Source organism: Spongiibacter thalassae (genome assembly GCF_012272835.1).
Lineage (GTDB): Bacteria > Pseudomonadota > Gammaproteobacteria > Pseudomonadales > Spongiibacteraceae > Spongiibacter > Spongiibacter thalassae.
The window spans coordinates 1-18,018 of sequence record NZ_JAAWWK010000009.1 but is presented as its reverse complement, the minus strand read 5'-3'; the positions used below and the strand labels follow the sequence as shown (position 1 = coordinate 18,018).

Sequence of the window (18,018 nt, the reverse complement as noted above, 5' to 3'; positions counted from 1 at the left end):
GGGGACAGACCCCACTTTGTGAAATCAGGTAGCAGGAAGGCAGTTGCCTCCTGGCAACGCCTTCAATCCCTTGCTGACTCTCATCCTGAGAATGCCTTCCATGCCAAGGCTCATCCTGAGCCCACTGAAAACTATACCTGCCTTCTGTGAAGATTTAAAAACATTATTGGGGCATCGCGTGGGCGGTTTCACAAATACCTTTGGCAAGGTGTTCCCATGCTGGCGTGGGCTTATAGCGGCAATGTCTCGCCAATTTGTTCCTGGCATACAGCATCGAGCTTGGTGGTCAACGAGCAGGTCTCCTTGCGGCTGTACCACTCGCCGTCCTGCCAGACAAAATGAAATCCCCCTGAGCGGGCGGCAAGCCACAGCTCGCGGGTGGCAGACTGCCTGCTGAAGATAATCGCACTGCCGTCGGGGCAGCGCAGCGTCAGCACAGACCCGCTGATCTCGCAGTCTACATCGGCGTCGAGTTCATCGACGGCGTCTTCGATGGTGTCGTAAAGGGCGTCGAGCTGATCGTTAAATTCGGCTTCTGTCATAGTGTTTGGATGCCCGGGTCTTATACTTTCGGCTTTGGTGCAAAGCGCTTGTTCAGTGCTTGCATCACATTGGTGGGAACGAAGCGTGACACATCTCCGCCCATGCTGGCGATTTCCCGCAGCAATGAGGAGGACACATAAGACAGGGACTCGCCGGGAGTGAGAAAAACCGTTTCCAGGCCGGGTGCCAGTGCACGATTCATATTCGCCAGCTGTAATTCGTATTCATAATCGGCAACGGTGCGAACGCCGCGCAGAATAATCTCGCACTTCTGGGCGCGGGCCAGCTCTACGGTCAACCCGGTGAAGCTGCACACTTCAATGTTGGGGAGGTGATTCAGCGCCTCGCGACACAGCTCCATGCGCTCGTCGAGCTTGAACATCGGCTGTTTTTTTTCCGAATTGGCCACGGCGAGGACGACGGTATCGAACAACTTGCTGGCGCGCTCCACCAGGTCGATATGACCAAGGGTAATTGGATCGAAGGTGCCAGGGTAGACGATTCTTTTCATAAAATCTTTCCCATCAAATAGAGTGTTTGGCGTGGCCCCTTTTCGCGAGGAAGCCTCGCTCCCACATAGTCAGGGTTCTCCTGTAGGAGCTTGCCCTGCAAGCGAACCCCGCGGGCTAGGCCAGCCCAATTCGCGAGGAAGCCTCGCTCCCACATTTTCAGGGTGCTCCTGTAGGAGCTTGCCCTGCAAGCGAACCCTGCGGGCTAGACCAGCCCAATTCGCGAGGAAGCCTCGCTCCCACAGTTTCAGGGTTCTCCTGTAGGAGCTTGCCCCGCAAGCAAACCCTGCGGGCTAGATCAGCCCAATTCGCGAGGAAGCCTCGCTCCCACAAAGTCAGGGTGCTCCTGTAGGAGCTTGCCCCGCAAGCGAGCCCTGCGGGCTAGACCATCCCAATTCGCGAGGAAGCCTCACTCCCACATAGTCAGGGTGCTCCTGTAGGAGCTTGCCCTGCAAGCGAACCCCTCGGGCTAGACCAGCCCAATTCGCGAGGAAGCCTCGCTCCCACAGTTTCAGGGTGCCCCTGTAGGAGCTTGCCCTGCAAGCGAACCCTGCGGGCTAGGCCATCCCAATTCGCGAGGAAGCCTCGCTCCCACATAGTCGGGGTTCTCCTGTAGGAGCTTGCCCCGCAAGCGAACCCCTCGGGCTAGACCAGCCCAATTCGCGAGGAGGCCTCGCTCCCACAGTTTCAGGGTGCCCCTGTAGGAGCTTGCCCTGCAAGCGAACCGCCCTATGCCTTGTCAGACTTATACTCGTAATGGTAATTGTAATACCCGTAACCGTAGCCGTACCCATATCCCGATGCGCTTCGGGTTACCGCGTTCAACACCACGCCCTTCACCTGAATGCCATTCTGCTCGAAACGGTGTTTGGTGGCTTCCAGCTCTTTCACCGGATTCAGGCCGAAGCGCGCTACAATCATGGTAACGCCGCACTGGCGACCGACGATCGCGGCATCGGTTACCGCCATAATCGGCGGCGTATCGACGATAATCAAATCGAACTGGTCTTTCACTTCATCCAGCAACTCCGTCAGACCCTTGCTCATCAGCAGCTCTGAAGGATTCGGCGGCACAACCCCACGGGGCATAAAGAACAACTCACCGACACGGGTTTGTTTTATGGCCTCCTGCACTGGCAGGCGCTTGGCCAGCACATCGCTCACGCCATTTTCCGGGCCCAGATCAAACATCTTGTGCATATAGCCTTTGCGCAAGTCCATATCGATCAGCAGCACTTTCTGTCCGGCCTGGGCGACAACCGCCGCCAGGTTGCCCGACACAAAGGACTTACCCACGTTGGGGCTGGGACCGGAGATCATCATAATATTGTTGCTGGACTCCAGCATGGCAAAGTGCAGGCTGGTGCGTAGGCTGCGCAAACTTTCTACCGCGATATCGGTCGGGTTGCGCTGGGCCAGCAGGGCTTGTGGATGCTGGCTCTTGCGCTTGCGCAGCAGCGAGGAATTGCGGCTTTTAACGCCGTCGAGTTTGCGCTGTTCATCCGACAGCGGAATGCTGGCATACACCGGCATGCCAATGGCTTCGATATCGTCGGGGTTTTCCACTCCGCGATTCAGTGCGGCACGCACCAGCACCGCCGCTACGGCTAAAAAGCCGCCAAGCAGTGTGGCAATTACCACAATCAGGGCTTTTTTCGGTTTCACCGGCTCTTCGACATTCACCGCCGCGTCGTCAACAATGCGCACATTCCCCACAGTCCCGGCGCGAACAATATCCAGCTCCTGAATATTGTTCAGCATCTGGGTGTAAATCTCGGTGCCAACTTCCAGGTCGCGTTTCAGCCCCAGCAGTTCCTGTTGGGTTTCCGGCAGATTTTTGATCTTCTCATTCATCTCTGCCTTGCGGGTACGCTGTTCTGCCATTTGCTCGCGCCAGGCCTGATAGGCGGGGTGGTCGCGGGTGTATTTTCGGTCCAGCTCGGCCTGCTGCAGCTGAAGTTCCGCTATCGCCGCTTCGACGTCGACCACTTGCTTAAGGAGTGCGGACGCCTCAGCGCTGATGTTCACAGAGCCAACCTTTACTTGGTAGTCGTTGAATCTCCGTTCTGCCTCTTCTAGGTCTTTCTTTATTATAGGGAGCTGGGCTCGCAAAAACTCGAGGCTTTTAGATGCCTCCGCTGACTGGCGTTCGACATTTTGACGCAAATAGCCTTGTGCGATGACATTCAATACATTTTCAATGTGGGAAGGGTTCGTGCCTTCCAAGGTCAGGGCGATTATTCCAGAATCCTTACCCTTTTGGGTGGCTTCGAGAGTCGCCTGAAGTCCGAGAATTGCACTTAACCGCCGTTTTTTAACTATTGAAAACTTAGTTCCCGAGTTAGCTGTTAATTTACGAACGAAAAGCGAGTAGCCGTCTTTCTCTTCAATTGACCCTACGGTGCCTTCCAGTACCGTGACGCCAGCGGGTGACTGCAAAGCGTAAGAATTGCGTTGTTGAGCTACTATCGTATGTCGAGCACCATACATTTCCTCTGGAACGGTGAACTCCACAACTTGAAGACTTTCCCCTCCCCATGCATAGCCATTCAGTCCTAATCGGCCCCCCGCGCCTCCTGCAATTGATTGTGGGAAGTGTCGGGCAAGTACTTTGCCAAAAACTGGGAAGTAATTTGGTTTTACATCAATGTCTAAATTTAGTTTGTCAACTGCGGTTCCCAAGACTCTTCTGCTCTTTATGAGCTCTATTTCGGTGGTCGAGCCAGATTCACTGCCTAGCATTTCAGACATCTCGCTAAGGCCGGGCAAGCCGGGAGATTTTTCTTCTACTTGTATGACTGCATCTGCTCGATAAACTGGCGTCGCGAGAAGAGCATAAAAAATACCGGAAATAAAAAAAATAAGAGTTACTGCTGCAATAAATACTTTTCGATCCCATAACGTAACAAACAACGCTAGCAGATCAATCTCGTCGTTTTGATGGGCTTGGCGTTGGGGATCGGGTGATGCATTTGGGGTCATAGCAAATCCAGCAAGGCGCGATTAGCGCGATCAGTTGGTAAATAGGATTTTAAATCGGCCTTTAGTTAGAGTTTTCTATATCGCCTATACGATCTGTGGCGACAATGCTTGGCACGAATTGGCTGAGAAACCTATTCCAGCGCGTAATGGGTGCTGCGGACACGTACACCACATCTCTCGGTTTCAGCGGAAATTTGTCGGCATACATGAAACCTAGGGCCGAGGAGGCATTCAGATGGAACACTGTAGCCCTGTATATCAGCTCGCCATTGTGGCCCCGCGTAACACCAGTATTGCGCAGTACATAAATACCCCGACCGTCGGCGCGGCTCTCATTGATACCGTTTGCTGTGGCCAAGGCCTCGGCCAAGCTAGTGCCGTTGCGCGACATCAGCAAGCCCTGGGGGCGATTGACTTCACCCAGAACAAAAATCTTTTCGGCGTCGTTGCGCGGAATATGAATCAAGTCGCCATCGCGCAACAACAGGTTTTCCGTCCAACGGCCCTGTTCATAAAGTTTGCGCAGGGATATCTCGCGGGTAAGGTTGTTGCGGGTTAGCTGTACGGTGCTCCACGCGGCGTCGGAGGCCAGGCCGCCTTGCTGTTCAATAGCATCAATCAGCGTTAGGGGGATTTTGGTAATGGGCACAATGCCGGGCTGGCCGACTGCGCCGCTCACGTACACCTTCTGGCTTTTGAAATCCGCCACGCGCACATCAATTTGTGGCTTTTTAATCACCGAGCTGAGCTTGTTCTGAATCAGCACCTTGATCTGGGCGGTGGTCAGGCCCGATACCGGTAACTCTCCCGCGTAAGGGTAAAACACTGTGCCGTCGGCCTTCACCTCATTCCCCCCTTCAGCTGGGCTTCGAAAAGAGCCAGAAGGGATTGTCAATTCGGGGTGTTCCCACACGGTAATGGTCAGCACGTCGCCTGGGCCAACCTTGTATTCGTACTCTTTTATCTGCTGGCTCAGCTCGCCGTTCAGTTGTGCAGAGGGCGGAGGCCCCGCGTTCAAATTACTCAGCACAGTGGCATTGATGGGTATATAGTCAATATCGACATCGGCGGGGGTGTAATCCTCCGGGGTGTCGTCGTACCAGGCGGAGTTAAAGCGGTACATATGACTGCCGGGTACGATGGTACAGGCGGTCTGGGCCAGGGCCAGAGCCGACAGCAATATTACGTGGGACACTCTCATGCAGTAATTCCTTGTCTGCGTTTAATAAACACTGCTCCGAACAGTTCGCATTCAGTTTGGCCAAGGTGGCTTAAAAAGCGATGGCTTAAAAAATTGTTCGACATCTAAAAGCACTACCCTTGCGCCAAGTTGACTGACCACACAGCGTCTGCCGTGGCCGAGTTGTCGAGAACAGCGGGAGCACAAATCGTGCCCGTGAACCACCTCGCCCGAAAATCAGGGGTGCCAAAGCAATGAAAAGGTGGTCGATTTCCCTCACTGCCGCCGCTCGCGGCCAATAATACGGGCCTTTGGCGCGAATCTCCAGTCATCATAACCCGCGGGCGCTTGGCCCTGTGTGAGCCACTCGGTGTCGCGTAACAGGAGGAATGCGCAATACACTACCTTGCGCCAGAAAAACGAGCGGTGCGGCGGCGCGGAACGGTGGGGCACCCTCGCTGCATGTCAGCAATATTACCGCAAATAAGTTGAGCGGCCGCTGGTAGATGTGCCTGCAATAGGTTCAAAGTGGTGTGGTGCGCCCACTGCGCCCGAAATGCATTCGGCGGAGCAGTCGAGGGTTGGGGAGGAGTAGTGGGCAGTGAACACATCGCCTTGGGTTATCATGCGCGCCCGGTGCCGGTGGCAGGGTCAAAACGCAGGGTTCGTTCACACGACTGTAGCACTCCTCTGCAAGACTGCCTGCGGACCGAATGTAAACAAAGCAATCTACGAGTCGAGTTGGCCCGTAAACTGCTAATGTTCTATGCACTGATGTAGTGATCTGGGGCGGGAGGCCTTAACTGCTGCCAAATTACCGTGCGAAGTTCTTGGAATTCGCACAGATATGGCGCAAAATTACCGGCTTGATTGTGGGGTATGCTGGTTTTCAGTGCAAAGTACAAAACCAGTGCTACATTTATAGATCCCCCCATAATGAATGTCGAAACAGGATTGGGGGGGTGTCAAAGGACTGCCCACTTCCCGAATCGTAGAGTAAACAGCCCGTTGTAAGCGAGGGACCTGCTGTGAGTACCGAACACGCAAGACTGTCTGAAGCCGCCCCACACGGTGGCTTCATTCGTCAGCATCATTCGATGTTGGTTGCAATGCACCAGTTGACCGACGTGCTGGTGACTTGGGGCATACTGGCGGCTTTTGTTGAGCTGTCTGGGCTGGCCTGGAACATCTCTTACCAGCTGGCCGCCTTTCTCGGCTCAATCTGCTTCCATGTCTTTGCCCACAAAAACGGGCTCTATCTTTCCTGGCGGGGTCAATCACTGTTTCAGGAAGTACGCACGGTATTTACTACCTGGCTGATCGTAGTGGGCGCCCTGCTCACTGTTGTTTTCCTGTTTGATCTCAACACCAGCTACGGTGGCGGTGTTATGGTCGCCTGGGCCATCGCGGTGCCGGTTACCATCAGTTTTTACCGTGTGTCTGCCCGCATTATTATGCGGGAGTTTCGTCGTGCGGGGGTCAATACTCGCAAAATCGCTATTGTTGGCGCCAAAGAACCTGGCCTGAGCCTGGCGCGCAGCATATTGGGTAGCCCCTGGATGGGTATGGAAATCGCCGGTTTCTACGATAACCGGGTCACCATTGGTGATCGGCCATTGCAGGGCATTAATAAGCAAGCAGACCAGCTTCAAGTGCTGGGTGATGTCGAATTGCTTAAAAAAGAAGCCCGCGACGGCACCTTTGACGACATCTACATTGCCCTGCCCATGCGCGAAGAAGAAACCATCAAAAGCCTGGTGGAAGAACTCGCCAACAGCTCCTGCTGTGTGCATATCGTGCCAGACATCTTTACCTTCAAAATGCTCAATGCCCGCAGTCGCGAAATTGGCGGTTTGCCGGTAGTGAGTGTGTACGACACCCCCTTCGACTCCATCGACGCTATGGCAAAGCGCGCAGAGGATGTAATCCTTAGCTCTATCATTCTTTGTATCGTTGCGATTCCAATGCTGTGTATTGCGGCGGCGGTCAAATTGACGTCGCGAGGCCCGGTGCTTTTTAGGCAGCGCCGCTATGGGGTAAATGGCGAGGAAATTGAAGTGTGGAAATTCCGCAGTATGACAACTTGCGATAACGGCGATATAGTCGTGCAAGCTACAAAAAATGATAAGCGTGTTACAAAGGTCGGTGCCTTCTTGAGAAAAACCTCTCTCGACGAACTGCCCCAGTTTATTAATGTGTTGCAAGGTCAAATGAGTATTGTTGGCCCAAGGCCCCATGCCGTGGCGCACAATGAGCTCTATCGCGATCAAATTAGTGGATATATGCAGCGACATCTTGTCAAGCCGGGGATTACGGGGTTGGCTCAGGTAAATGGGTGGCGTGGAGAAACGGATACGCTTGAAAAAATGGAAAAACGAGTAGAGTTCGATCTCAAATATATTCGCGACTGGTCGGTACTATTGGATATTAAGATTATATTCCTCACATTTCTCAAAGGTTTCGTAAACTCCAGCGCGTATTAGAAAAGGTCTAGATTCGACTCCTTTTCAGGCGCGCCGCGCTCATTGAAAACTAGCTATAGTGGGCTGCTTTTCAGTTCCGTAATTGGCCTGTGGCCAACAGTATATGCCAGGGTCGCACGCTAGAGTGCGACCCTGAATACTACATCTGAATTAGATAACGTCGTATTGGTAATAGAGGTAGGTATGCCGCCAAAGAAACTCCTGTTTATTGCTTGGGATCTAGATTTTAAGAAAGGCGCTGCTTTAGTCGGTGGCATGGTCAAAAATCCGTACTATTTGCTAAAGGGAATAAGTAAAAATTTTGAAACCAAGTATCTATCAACGAGTAAAAATCGGGATTTTTTCTCTCATAATGTGCGTGAGCGAGTCGATACGAACTATCTCGCGGCATTACCCAAATATTTAATACGATGCTTGATAATATCTCTTAAAATAAGCCGAAGCTATGAAAAGCCAGATATTCTGCATGTGCATACTCCTGCGCTAGTTCCTATATTCTATTCATTCAAAAATACGGCGCTAGTTGTTACGGCGCATGGAACTCATTGGCCAGAATTTAAAGCTAATCATCGGGTAAGAGGCTTAAAGAGTTTGGTTATCTATATTAATGCATACTTACAATTTATGCTCGAAAGAAAAATATATGCAATGGCGGACAGGGTTATTTCTGTTAGCGATTTTCAAGTGAAGGAGTTAGTGGATGACTATCGGGTAAGGCCCGAAAAAATCGAAGTAATTCAAAATGGGATTGACATGTGCTTCTATGCACCACCAGAGTTGAGTGTAGTCAGGGATACAGATGTTCTATTTGTAGGCAGGCCCGTGCCCAAAAAGGGAATCGATGTGCTATTAGAAGCGATTAAAATCGCAAATAAAGAACTTCCTTCTCCCATCGAAAGCACTTGGGTTTTTGGTCAAGGCTGGGTTAGTGAGCCAAATGTTGGCAATCAATATGCTGAGGCTATTCAAAACATTGGTGGGCGAATTTTAAATCACGTTCCCGAAGAAGATTTGCCTTCCCTTTATGGGAAGGCAAAGGTGCTGGTTGTGCCGAGTTTAGGTTATGAATCTCTTCCGACAGTGCTAATGGAAGGGGTGGCGTGTGGAGTAGTACCCTTGGCTTCGAAGAGCTTTGGGAATGTTGAATTGCTACCCGCTGAATTATTGTTTGAAGAAGGAAATGTTAAAGAGCTCGCTAAGCAGATAGTAAGCGTTTTAACAAATATTTCGGTCAGTCAAAAGATGGCCGCTACGGTTGATTTGGAAAAATACAAGCTGGAGCGCTGTGTCGCAGAGCACGAAAAGCTATATATGAGGGTGTGTAATGAGCAGTAAGGCGCTGATAATCGACTATTGGTCGGATTATAATCGAGGTGATGCGATGATGCAGGTCGCGATACTTCAGCTGATAAAACAGTGGCCTGCGGATGTGGTTCTGGATTCGGGATGTAATGAATTCAGAGAGTTTTCAAAGCAGCTTGATGAGACCACTAAAGTTGGCGACGTCTCTTTCTATCCTTCCCCTAAACTGAGTTATTTTTTTCGTGGAGAGGGAAAGTTTCAAATATTGCTTAATAAACTTTGCCTTATTGCCAATGTCTTTGTGTTCCATTTCTTTTATTTATTGAATGCCGTTGGGTTAAAAACCCTGTTGCCAAAAAGTGTTCGTAGCTTTTTTCAACAAGTGAAAAATGCAGACGTAATTATTTGGAATGGAAGAAACTTTAGGAGCAACAAAAAGTTTTTCGAATTTTTCGAGTTTTTCGACCTGTGTTGCGCAGCGATAGCCGCGCTATATATGGGGAAGAAGGTGTATGCTCTGGGGGTATCAATTTGGCTTCCCAAAAGTCGTATTGGTCTGCTATTGCTTAGAGCTGTGTTCTCAAGGTGCGCAACAGTTTACGCGCGAGAAGATATTTCATTGGAAGTGCTGCAGCGAGAAATTATCCCTACCTATAAAAATAAGTGTGCTTACTTACCTGATTTGTCATTCTTTTACATGAAGAATAACTTGGAAGAAAATGAGGACTTGCGGTCCGAGGGGATCTATACGATTGGAATAGTACCCAAAGATCCTGTTCGTAGGAATAGCGTTTCCCTGCAAGAGTACTCAAATTATATTGTTAGGATCGCGGAAGCAGTTATATCCGAACTGGCCGAGGGTAGGGAAATCCAGTTTAAATTTGTGAATCAAGCAGTGCTTGACAATGAACCAAATGAAGAGGCAGTCGCAATCATAAGTGAAGCCCTGTGTCCACTGGGAGTAATCGTCGATCCGATGAGGAGGCCTATGCTATCGGACTTATCTGAAGCGTACCGAAGTTGCGATTTCGTAATTTCATCAAGAATGCATGGTTGTATCATGTCCGCATACCTTGGTCGACCATTCATTGGTATACCGTACGATGCAGGCGCCAAATGGGGGATTCTACAGCGACTTGGTGAATGCGTGTTGGTTCCAATGGAAGACATCGGGGGAAAACGGGAAGATTTCACGCTGCTAATAGAAAGAAGCCAAAAATTCAGTCCTAAGAACAGAATGCTCCAGGAGTCCGACGAAATAGAGTCCATTATTCAAAATGTTATTGGGCTCCGTTAATATGGCTAAAAAGCGCGTAGTTTTTGTGTTGCCATCACTAGGAAAGGGTGGTGCTCAGCGAGCGACTGTAAGTTTGATTAACTATCTATCTGAGAACGATAAGTTAGATATTGCACTCATTGCATTGAAAAACGACGAAGTGGAGTTTGCAGTTCATAGTTCAGTTAGGGTTATAAAGCTTAACAGTTTGTCGTTCAAAGCCTCCTTGCGAAAGCTGATCGCTGTCTTGAAAACTGAACGACCTCATATCGTTTACTCCGCACTTTGGCATATTAACCTTCTTGTGTGTTTGTCCCGATTTTGGCTTCGCTTTACTTCGATTCACCGTTTTTTCCATATTGCCTCAATACATAACAATCCAACGAGGATTATTCAAACTGAAAATAAAGTTTTATCCGTGCTGTACTATTATTTTTTTGCCAGATTTAGCCATTCTATAGTCGCAGTTTCGGAAGGTATAAGAAGGCATTTGGTTAGTAAGTGCCTGATACCGAGTAAAAAAATTGTCTTGGCATATAATCCTGCAATTACAGACAAGCACAGAGCGCAATTAAACGAACCTCTAGGCGCTGAATTTGCGATCCAGAACTCAGGTGAGTACCTCATATGGGTGGGGCGACTTGATTATCAGAAAGATCCGTTAAAATTTCTTGAGTTAGCTAAAATTACTAGTCGGCCGGCGATCATCGTTGGAGATGGCCCGCTCGAAAAAGACGTAAAAGACTTTATAAGTGCGAATAAACTTAATGAAAAGGTGCTTCATCTGCCATTTCAGGAAAACGTTATGTCGTTGATAGCTAATGCGTACCTACTGATAATGACGTCTCGATTTGAGGGCTTTGGATTGGTGCTGGTCGAGGCGCTGGCGGCCGGTACACCTGTTATCTCTACAAACTGTTCTTATGGGCCTTCTGAAATAATTTGCGATGGGAAGAATGGCATATTGCTCAATGACGGCGCTTCTGCGGACGAATTTGCGGTAGCAATAGATTCTATTGGCCAAAACCAAAAGTTGTATCTGTCTATGCGTGCAGAAGCGTCTGAAAGTGTAGAAAAATTTTCGGATCGCGCAGTATTTCAGCAGTATCGGGAGTTGTTTTTTTAAATGAAGCGTATTTTGATGGTTATTCCTGATCATGAATACGGCGGGGAAGAAAACCGTTCGTATCGTATATACAGAGGTCTCGTTGATTGCGGTATGAATGTCGTATTTGCGACAGAGGAGTCAGGCTACCAGTTCGACGACGGAAATATTGTAAAAGTTAAAAACTTGAACAAGGTTTGGATGTTGCCGGTCAATATTGTCAAGTTATATATTCTGATTAAAAAAGTTGATGCGGAAGTCATATTGCTTTTTAAAAGAAAGAGTGCATTTTTGGGGTGGGCGCTCGAGAAATTGATGAGTCGACGAAAATTCGTATTCAATGTCGCTAATGCTTGGAATGATAAAAAGATACTGTGGAAATTTAGCCCGCGATACATTTGTACCCTTTCTGATCGTTTGGTGCCTGAAGAATTGCGTTCAACGAAAGAGATAAAGCAGATTCGCATAGGCGTTCCGATGTCGTATAAGTTAGAGCGTTCAAAGGCTTTGCTCACGAACAGGAAGATTAGGCTTATAGCTGCGGGAAAGTTAAACAGACAAAAAAACTACGTCAGACTGGTAAAGATTGCTGGCTCTTTGAATGAGTTTGGTTACGAGGCCATAGTGGATATTGCTGGTGATGGTCCAATGAGGGGGGAAATAGAAAAGGCTGCAGAGGCGTTGGGGGTTTCAATATGCCTTCGTGGGCACGTAGAGAATATGGAAGATTTCTATAGGGAAGGTGGCGTGTATGTTCAAGCATCAAGCTTTGAAGGCATGCCCAACGCATTGATAGAAGCTGGTCAATGCTGTATTCCAGTTGTTGCTAATAGTGTTGGAGCCACTGCGGACTTAATTGATAGCGAAACTGGCTGGCTGATTAACTCTGATACAACAGAAGAGTATGTTATGGCGTTGCGAGAGATTATCGAAAATCCAGCAGAAGCCGAGCGAAGGGCAAAAAGCCTGCAAGATAGAGTCGTTCATAATTATGACGTTGACACGATGAATCGCGCTTATTTTGAATATGTGTCGAGCTTATAAGGGATAACTGCGATGACGTCAAATGAGAAAGTTTATATTTGTATTGGAGCGCAACGTTCGGCGACCACTTGGATTTATCGGACGCTATCAAAGCAAAGTGGTGTGGTACTACCGAAAACGAAAGAGATAGATTTTTTTAGGTATCTAGGTAACTACTCAAATGGATTGGACTGGTACGAAAATCAGTTTAATAATGCCAATATGTGGCTGGATATTACACCAGAATACGCTGTTGCTGGCGAGACCGTAAGGTTGATAGCGGAGAACCTGGCAGATAATGCCGAAATCCTTCTGGTGATACGCGATCCTATTGAAAGGATGGTTAGTGCGTACCAAAAGCATCTAAGGAATGGCGATCTCCAGTGCGACTTCGAGTTCTTCGTTAAATACAACATAGACCATTGCGTGGACAGATCGTTGTACTTCCCTACAATAAAACGATTTTCCCAATACTACAAACCTACGGTTTTGGTCTATGAGGATATAAAAGTAGATCCAGATCGCTGGTTGGAAGGTGTTAATAAATTTTTCAATGTCAGTGTTGATTTGCAAGAGTCGAAAAGTAAGTTCAATCCCTCGTCAAGCATAGGTGGGGTGAGAGGGCTAATGAATAAGTTCTATCGACTTGCTCCGGGTTGGCTCAAGTTAAGAGAACTAAAGGAGAAGATCGAAGGAATGCCGTGGAGTAATAAATTATTATATGGGGGCACTAAAAAAGAAGATAGCCTTTATGAGGTAGTTAGAAGGAATAGTGAGCTCACTCGCTTGTTTGCAGAGGACAAAGCAGCTTTAGAGAAGTATTTGGAACGAGATTTGTCTCGTGTATGGGGGAGTTAACTTGATAGTTAGTGACACTTCTATTGATTTAGTTGCGCTAAGCAAGGAGTGTAAAGCTACAAAGCTGTCGACGGATAAATCGTGGATAAGACAATGCTGATTCGCCGGATGGCCTCGACGGCCCGTAAACTCAAAGACAAAGACGTGATAGAGGTTTGCCAGAACAAAAAAAATGGTTTTTTAAACCCGTATTCGTATTATGTAAGCCGGGTATTTTCAAAGGAGTTATTGCCGGACAATATATTTGCCGATGGATTACTGCTTGCTCTGTTGCTAAGAGCTATTGGTATTGATATGCCGAGGTTGTCGTTCGATGCAACGTCACTGGCTCCAGTCGTGTTTAAAGATGCGGTCAAGAATCGAAAGCGCGTAGCCATTATCGGAGGGAAACAGGCGGAAATAGAGTTATTCTGTAGCTATATATTAACGTCATATCCCACAATTGATATCACACTCGCTAGAAATGGCTATGATTATACAGTTAATCAATATACTGAAGACCTGTATCAAGTTAAGCCAGACGTTATAATTATTGGCATGGGTGCGCCATTGCAAGACCAAATCATGCGCGATTTATATAAAGTATATCCAGCTACATATTTCACATGCGGTGGATTTATATCCCAGTCGGCCTCTGGGTTAGAGTACTATCCGTCTCTTATTAACAAATTAAATCTTAGGTTTTTGTATAGGGCTTTCAAGGAGCCGCATTATAGAAACCGATTATTGATATATCCGGTTGCTTGTACGCTCTTTCTAAAAGACGCCATTTTGAGGAGATAGGGATGAAAGCATTTCGAGATTGGCACGAAGTCTGTGTGGTTTCAGGATTGCCACGCTCAGGCACGTCTCTAATGATGAATATATTGAATGCTATGGGCGAAGACGTTTTTTTCGATGATGGTCGAGAGTCTGATGAATCGAACCCTGGAGGATATTTCGAAAGTCAATTAGTAAAGGGAATACCTAAGGGAGAGGTAGAGTTTCTAAATAAAATAAGTGGTTGGATAAAAATCACGGCTAATTACATACCCGACATTTGTGACTCTTACAAGCTTAAGATCATATATATGGATCGAAAGTTGGAGGAGGTTGCGATTTCTCAGTCGAAAATGATTGAAGATGGAATTGACGACCTGCAGCGGCAGGTAGACCTTCTTGCAGAGGCTCGCGAGCGTGCGTTTTATTTTTTGCGCTCTAGGCTAAATGTAGAATTTTATACTGTACGGTATGACGAGCTAGTTGCAAATCCGCTAGAAGTAATAGAAAGCCTTTCTGCCTTTGTTGGTTCTCCAAAAACACGAATTGGGCCTGCCATAGAAATAGTAGACAAAAATTTATACCGCAACAAGGGGTGATAAGAATGTTCTCCATACTGGTTTTTAAACTGCTTCGCCTATACGGACGTTTGTTTTCGAGTGAAAGTTACGCGATGAATGAGCCGTGGCACAATTTGTTCATACTTGATTCCTGTCGAGCGGATGTGTTCAGTGAAATTTATCCGGAGTTCGAGCTTTTAAAAAACGCTCGGTACCGCAGCCGACAAAGTAGCTCTTCCTCCAGCCCTGAGTTTGTCGAGAAAAACTTTTGCGGGAACTATTTTGGCGACTGTATTTTAATTAGTGCAAACCCGTACCCGGCGACGATGGCCCCCGACGCATTTTTCTTCAGGTTCGATGCGTGGTCACTTTTATTCGACCAGCATGTAAATAATGTCCGACCAGAAGATTTATATGAGGTATTCCTCGCTTACAGGAACCGATTCCCCGATAAGCGGATTATTGTATGGTTTATGCAGCCGCATATCCCTTTTATCACCGCTCCGGATCTTTTTAGTGATTATGACTTTGAGGAAAGGACGAAGGAAATTGCGAGTGAAGGCCAGGTGGCCTCAGAATACCGGAATATCTGGGAAAAGGTGCTAGACGGAGAGGTCGATTCTAAAGAAGTATGGGATGGGTATCGTGGAGATCTCAGGCTGGTATTGAAGGTTATTGCAGAGGGGCATAGAGACAATCATGGACAGACCGCGATAACAGCTGACCATGGAGAAATATGCAAGCGCTTCTTGGGTGTAAAGTTGTTTGGTCATCCGTCTAGAATCAGGGATAAAGAGCTCGTTACAGTTCCGTGGCTAACAATCCCAGGGAAACTGCCGGAAACTAAGTCGGAAAAAAATTACGGTCTTTCTGCGGCAGATATGAGTGAACTTAACGAGACCTTAAAAAAATTCGGGTATTGGGACTAGTTCATGCTGAAAGTATTGCTTGCATCGAAGGCATCTGTTGTAGCGCAGGTGTTAGCTTTTGCTTGCTTGCTTTTGCTAGAAGGTTCAGTTAATGAAGATATAATAAAAAATCTTTTTATACTGCTCGGATTACAGCGATTTTCCAATTTGTTTTGTGGCTTAAGATTAGAGCTTGTCTCCAAAGTTTCGGCTCCAATATTGCTCACAATCACATTGTTGATGGCCGTTATTTTTGTTGAATGTCTATACCTTGTTGATAAGTACACTACATTTAATCTACTACATGGTTCCGCATCTTCACAATTTGAACTGATTTTTTTCTTTTTTGCGAGTACTCTCTGGAACTTCGTCAATTTCCGCGCGGCATGCCTAGATCATAAAGAGGCGTTGCTAATCAGAGTAGCCAGACCCTTGGCTCTACTCATCTTTATAGTTCTTGTATTATATGTAGGCCTTCCGGAAAATGGTTTGGTCTGGTGGGTCGCGATTAGTTTCCTGGCACCTTCTGTATTCTCATTCTCAAAAGTGCTCAAGTCTCCGGCAATCGGTAACTTGCCTTGGACGAAGAGCTATTTTTTCTCGAACTTTGTGTTCTCATTTTTATATTTAATGCTCGATTTATACTTAATCTCTACAATCGTAGAAAGCGAGAATTTCGTTGAGGTCTTTGTGTTCTACCGAATACTAACAGTCCTTACCACCGCTCTCGCGAGTAATCATCGGGCTATCCACCTTTTTACTGAAGGAGAACAGTTGCAAAAGGGCAGAGTGTTGATCAGTTCAGCCATGATACTAACAATATGCTCCGTGTTGATACTGCTGATTGACGAGGCAGCGATGGGTGTTATTTGGTTCTTGTTTCTAATTGCTTTTATTTGTTTCGGTCGTCTTTATTTTTCAATAGTTTCATCCGGCATAATGAAAAAACAAAATATGCATTATATTTTAGTAAGCGCAGGGATCGCTTGTATATTTAACGTCAGTTTGTTTTTGGGCTATTTAAGCTGGAAAGTCGTAGCGATAGTCCCAGTTTTGTTTTCTCTTGTCGCGATTTTGGTAGATAGAGATTAACTTATGATGAATCGTTGCTGCAATAAAAAATATCGCAAAAAAATCTCTTATCGACATTTAGTTGTTACTGGTCACCCTTGTCGGCCCACGTGTGTTACGAGGCTTGGTAATTGAAATGGCGAGATTATGGCGGATTACATCGGCGGAATTTCTGGTTTTCTTCTCAGTTTGGTTGGTTTTTAACTTCAATGGGTTAATAGATGGCGCAATTATTGGTAGAAACGGAATACCTTCATGGTTAATACTTATTTCGGCTATATGGGTCGTTCTTTATTTTAACGCTAGGCGGCTGGTTCGATTTGATAGGTACAGTGTGCTTTTCTTTATTTTTTTCGTACTGTGCTTGCCCGCGTTTGTATCTTTCTATAATTTCTATTCATTTTCAGTATTATCGATATTGATTTGCATAATGATATCTGCGGGCCTGAAGCGCCAGTGGACCTTAAGTCTCTCGCAGAAGCAGTTGTTCTTTAGTGTCGGAATAGTGATAGCGTTTCTTTCCTTGGTAATGTTTTTTTACTTTACGATTATTGATAGGCCAAGATTCGGTGTTGATCTGATACGGCCAGGTTATGGATATGCTATTGATCGAGGCGTGTTGCTACGACTCGTTGGTTTTGCTGACGATCCTAATTTCTATGTGCTAGGAATGATATTTCCTTTGCTACTTGGCATGTCAGAGAAGCTCAAGTATAGAAAAATTGGTATATTTATTATCGTATTATCTATGATTCTAACGTTTTCTAGAAGTGGGCTTGTTGCGGTTGTAGCTGGTTTGTTCGTTTTCTATTGCAAAAGAATCGATATCAAGCACTTTGTTGTAGCATTGGTGTTTGTAGGTGCTGCTTTCGGTGGGATCGCGGTGTTCGATACTTTGATGGGTGAATTGAAGACTTCTGATAATGTTACAGTCGAAAGGTCATTTTTATCAGGAATGATGAGTAGGAATAATTTACTTAGTCTTGCTCTTAGAGAAGAGGAAATTAAGCTATTTGGCAATGGTATAGGCAGGGCTAAAGAGGTAATCGGGATCCATTCGCACAATAGCTATTTCGATTACATTTTTGACGCAGGTATAATCCCATTTGTATTTCTTTTGCTCATTATGGCGGTTTCAGTTTATGAAGCATTTAAGAGACCGACTTTAGTCTCCGCATACACGATTTCAATTATGGTAGGTGCTGCAGCACTTTCGATATCGTATCAACCAATGCTTTTGCTAATGGTTATGATCTCCGGGCGGTATCGAAGCGAACTAAGCAGTTCACCTTCAGAGTTAGTTGGTTGAAAAGTGTTAGGTTGATCTTTATCAGTATGACCTGCTCCCCGCTAGCCGTACCAGCCTGAACTTAGTAAAGTCCGCAAACGATGGAGAATGCGGACATGAAGAAGCGGTTTACCGACGAGCAGATCGTCACCATTTTGAAGGAAGGCGAAG

15 protein-coding genes are annotated in these 18,018 nt (G+C 46.9%); 11 read left to right on the top strand and 4 right to left on the bottom strand.

What is annotated here, in order from left to right; translation table 11 throughout:
* Positions 1–230: 230 nt before the first annotated feature.
* The 4 genes from cyaY to HCU74_RS19320 form a co-directional block, all read right to left on the bottom strand.
* Entirely contained in the window at positions 231–542 is a 312-nt protein-coding gene (cyaY, locus tag HCU74_RS19335) for an iron donor protein CyaY (RefSeq protein ID WP_168452089.1), read from the bottom strand.
* Between the two features lie 20 nt (positions 543–562).
* The gene (coaD, locus tag HCU74_RS19330; protein WP_168452088.1) at positions 563–1,054 is read right to left on the bottom strand and encodes a pantetheine-phosphate adenylyltransferase; all 492 of its coding nucleotides are present in this window, start codon (positions 1,052–1,054) and stop codon (positions 563–565) included.
* Between the two features lie 727 nt (positions 1,055–1,781).
* Positions 1,782–4,034: a polysaccharide biosynthesis tyrosine autokinase gene (locus tag HCU74_RS19325; RefSeq protein ID WP_168452087.1), complete on the bottom strand. Its 2,253-nt coding sequence runs from the start codon at positions 4,032–4,034 to the stop codon at positions 1,782–1,784.
* A gap of 61 nt (positions 4,035–4,095) precedes the next feature.
* Positions 4,096–5,235 carry a polysaccharide export protein gene (locus tag HCU74_RS19320; RefSeq protein WP_168452086.1) on the bottom strand — a complete coding sequence of 380 codons (1,140 nt, stop codon included), beginning with the start codon at positions 5,233–5,235 and terminating at the stop codon, positions 4,096–4,098.
* Positions 5,236–6,242: 1,007 nt separating this feature from the next.
* On the opposite strand from HCU74_RS19320, the gene HCU74_RS19315 reads away from it, so the two are divergent.
* From HCU74_RS19315 to HCU74_RS19265, 11 genes are all read left to right on the top strand, one after another.
* The gene (locus tag HCU74_RS19315) at positions 6,243–7,697 is read left to right on the top strand and encodes an undecaprenyl-phosphate glucose phosphotransferase (RefSeq protein ID WP_345889718.1); all 1,455 of its coding nucleotides are present in this window, start codon (positions 6,243–6,245) and stop codon (positions 7,695–7,697) included.
* Positions 7,698–7,880: 183 nt separating this feature from the next.
* Entirely contained in the window at positions 7,881–9,032 is a 1,152-nt protein-coding gene (locus HCU74_RS19310; RefSeq protein WP_168452085.1) for a glycosyltransferase family 4 protein, read from the top strand.
* Positions 9,022–10,296 (top strand): polysaccharide pyruvyl transferase family protein, encoded by a 1,275-nt coding sequence (locus HCU74_RS19305; protein ID WP_168452084.1) that lies wholly within the window; start codon positions 9,022–9,024, stop codon positions 10,294–10,296. The genes HCU74_RS19310 and HCU74_RS19305 overlap by 11 nt, the downstream gene beginning before the upstream one ends.
* Position 10,297: 1 nt before the next feature.
* Positions 10,298–11,401 (top strand): glycosyltransferase, encoded by a 1,104-nt coding sequence (locus HCU74_RS19300; RefSeq protein ID WP_168452083.1) that lies wholly within the window; start codon positions 10,298–10,300, stop codon positions 11,399–11,401.
* Positions 11,402–12,424, top strand: a complete 1,023-nt coding sequence (locus HCU74_RS19295; RefSeq protein WP_168452082.1) for a glycosyltransferase family 4 protein — start codon at positions 11,402–11,404, stop codon at positions 12,422–12,424.
* Positions 12,425–12,436: 12 nt separating this feature from the next.
* Entirely contained in the window at positions 12,437–13,261 is an 825-nt protein-coding gene (locus tag HCU74_RS19290) for a sulfotransferase domain-containing protein (protein ID WP_168452081.1), read from the top strand.
* Between the two features lie 81 nt (positions 13,262–13,342).
* A complete protein-coding gene (locus HCU74_RS19285) occupies positions 13,343–14,044 on the top strand; it encodes a WecB/TagA/CpsF family glycosyltransferase (RefSeq protein WP_168452080.1) in 702 nt (233 codons plus the stop codon).
* Between the two features lie 2 nt (positions 14,045–14,046).
* Entirely contained in the window at positions 14,047–14,619 is a 573-nt protein-coding gene (locus tag HCU74_RS19280; RefSeq protein ID WP_168452079.1) for a sulfotransferase, read from the top strand.
* Positions 14,620–14,624: 5 nt separating this feature from the next.
* Positions 14,625–15,509 carry a hypothetical protein gene (locus HCU74_RS19275; protein WP_168452078.1) on the top strand — a complete coding sequence of 295 codons (885 nt, stop codon included), beginning with the start codon at positions 14,625–14,627 and terminating at the stop codon, positions 15,507–15,509.
* 3 nt (positions 15,510–15,512) lie between these two features.
* Entirely contained in the window at positions 15,513–16,580 is a 1,068-nt protein-coding gene (locus HCU74_RS19270; RefSeq protein WP_168452077.1) for a hypothetical protein, read from the top strand.
* Between the two features lie 115 nt (positions 16,581–16,695).
* Positions 16,696–17,868 (top strand): hypothetical protein, encoded by a 1,173-nt coding sequence (locus HCU74_RS19265; protein WP_168452076.1) that lies wholly within the window; start codon positions 16,696–16,698, stop codon positions 17,866–17,868.
* Positions 17,869–18,018: the final 150 nt, after the last annotated feature.

What these genes read in the sequence shown, in the direction of transcription:
- cyaY (WP_168452089.1), bottom strand. Translation starts at nt 542, where the DNA reads ATGACAGAAGCCGAATTTAACGATCAGCTCGACGCCCTTTACGACACC.
- coaD (WP_168452088.1), bottom strand. Translation starts at nt 1,054, where the DNA reads ATGAAAAGAATCGTCTACCCTGGCACCTTCGATCCAATTACCCTTGGT.
- HCU74_RS19325 (WP_168452087.1), bottom strand. Translation starts at nt 4,034, where the DNA reads ATGACCCCAAATGCATCACCCGATCCCCAACGCCAAGCCCATCAAAAC.
- HCU74_RS19320 (WP_168452086.1), bottom strand. Translation starts at nt 5,235, where the DNA reads ATGAGAGTGTCCCACGTAATATTGCTGTCGGCTCTGGCCCTGGCCCAG.
- HCU74_RS19310 (WP_168452085.1), top strand. Translation starts at nt 7,881, where the DNA reads ATGCCGCCAAAGAAACTCCTGTTTATTGCTTGGGATCTAGATTTTAAG.
- HCU74_RS19305 (WP_168452084.1), top strand. Translation starts at nt 9,022, where the DNA reads ATGAGCAGTAAGGCGCTGATAATCGACTATTGGTCGGATTATAATCGA.
- HCU74_RS19300 (WP_168452083.1), top strand. Translation starts at nt 10,298, where the DNA reads ATGGCTAAAAAGCGCGTAGTTTTTGTGTTGCCATCACTAGGAAAGGGT.
- HCU74_RS19295 (WP_168452082.1), top strand. Translation starts at nt 11,402, where the DNA reads ATGAAGCGTATTTTGATGGTTATTCCTGATCATGAATACGGCGGGGAA.
- HCU74_RS19290 (WP_168452081.1), top strand. Translation starts at nt 12,437, where the DNA reads ATGACGTCAAATGAGAAAGTTTATATTTGTATTGGAGCGCAACGTTCG.
- HCU74_RS19280 (WP_168452079.1), top strand. Translation starts at nt 14,047, where the DNA reads ATGAAAGCATTTCGAGATTGGCACGAAGTCTGTGTGGTTTCAGGATTG.
- HCU74_RS19275 (WP_168452078.1), top strand. Translation starts at nt 14,625, where the DNA reads ATGTTCTCCATACTGGTTTTTAAACTGCTTCGCCTATACGGACGTTTG.
- HCU74_RS19270 (WP_168452077.1), top strand. Translation starts at nt 15,513, where the DNA reads ATGCTGAAAGTATTGCTTGCATCGAAGGCATCTGTTGTAGCGCAGGTG.
- HCU74_RS19265 (WP_168452076.1), top strand. Translation starts at nt 16,696, where the DNA reads ATGGCGAGATTATGGCGGATTACATCGGCGGAATTTCTGGTTTTCTTC.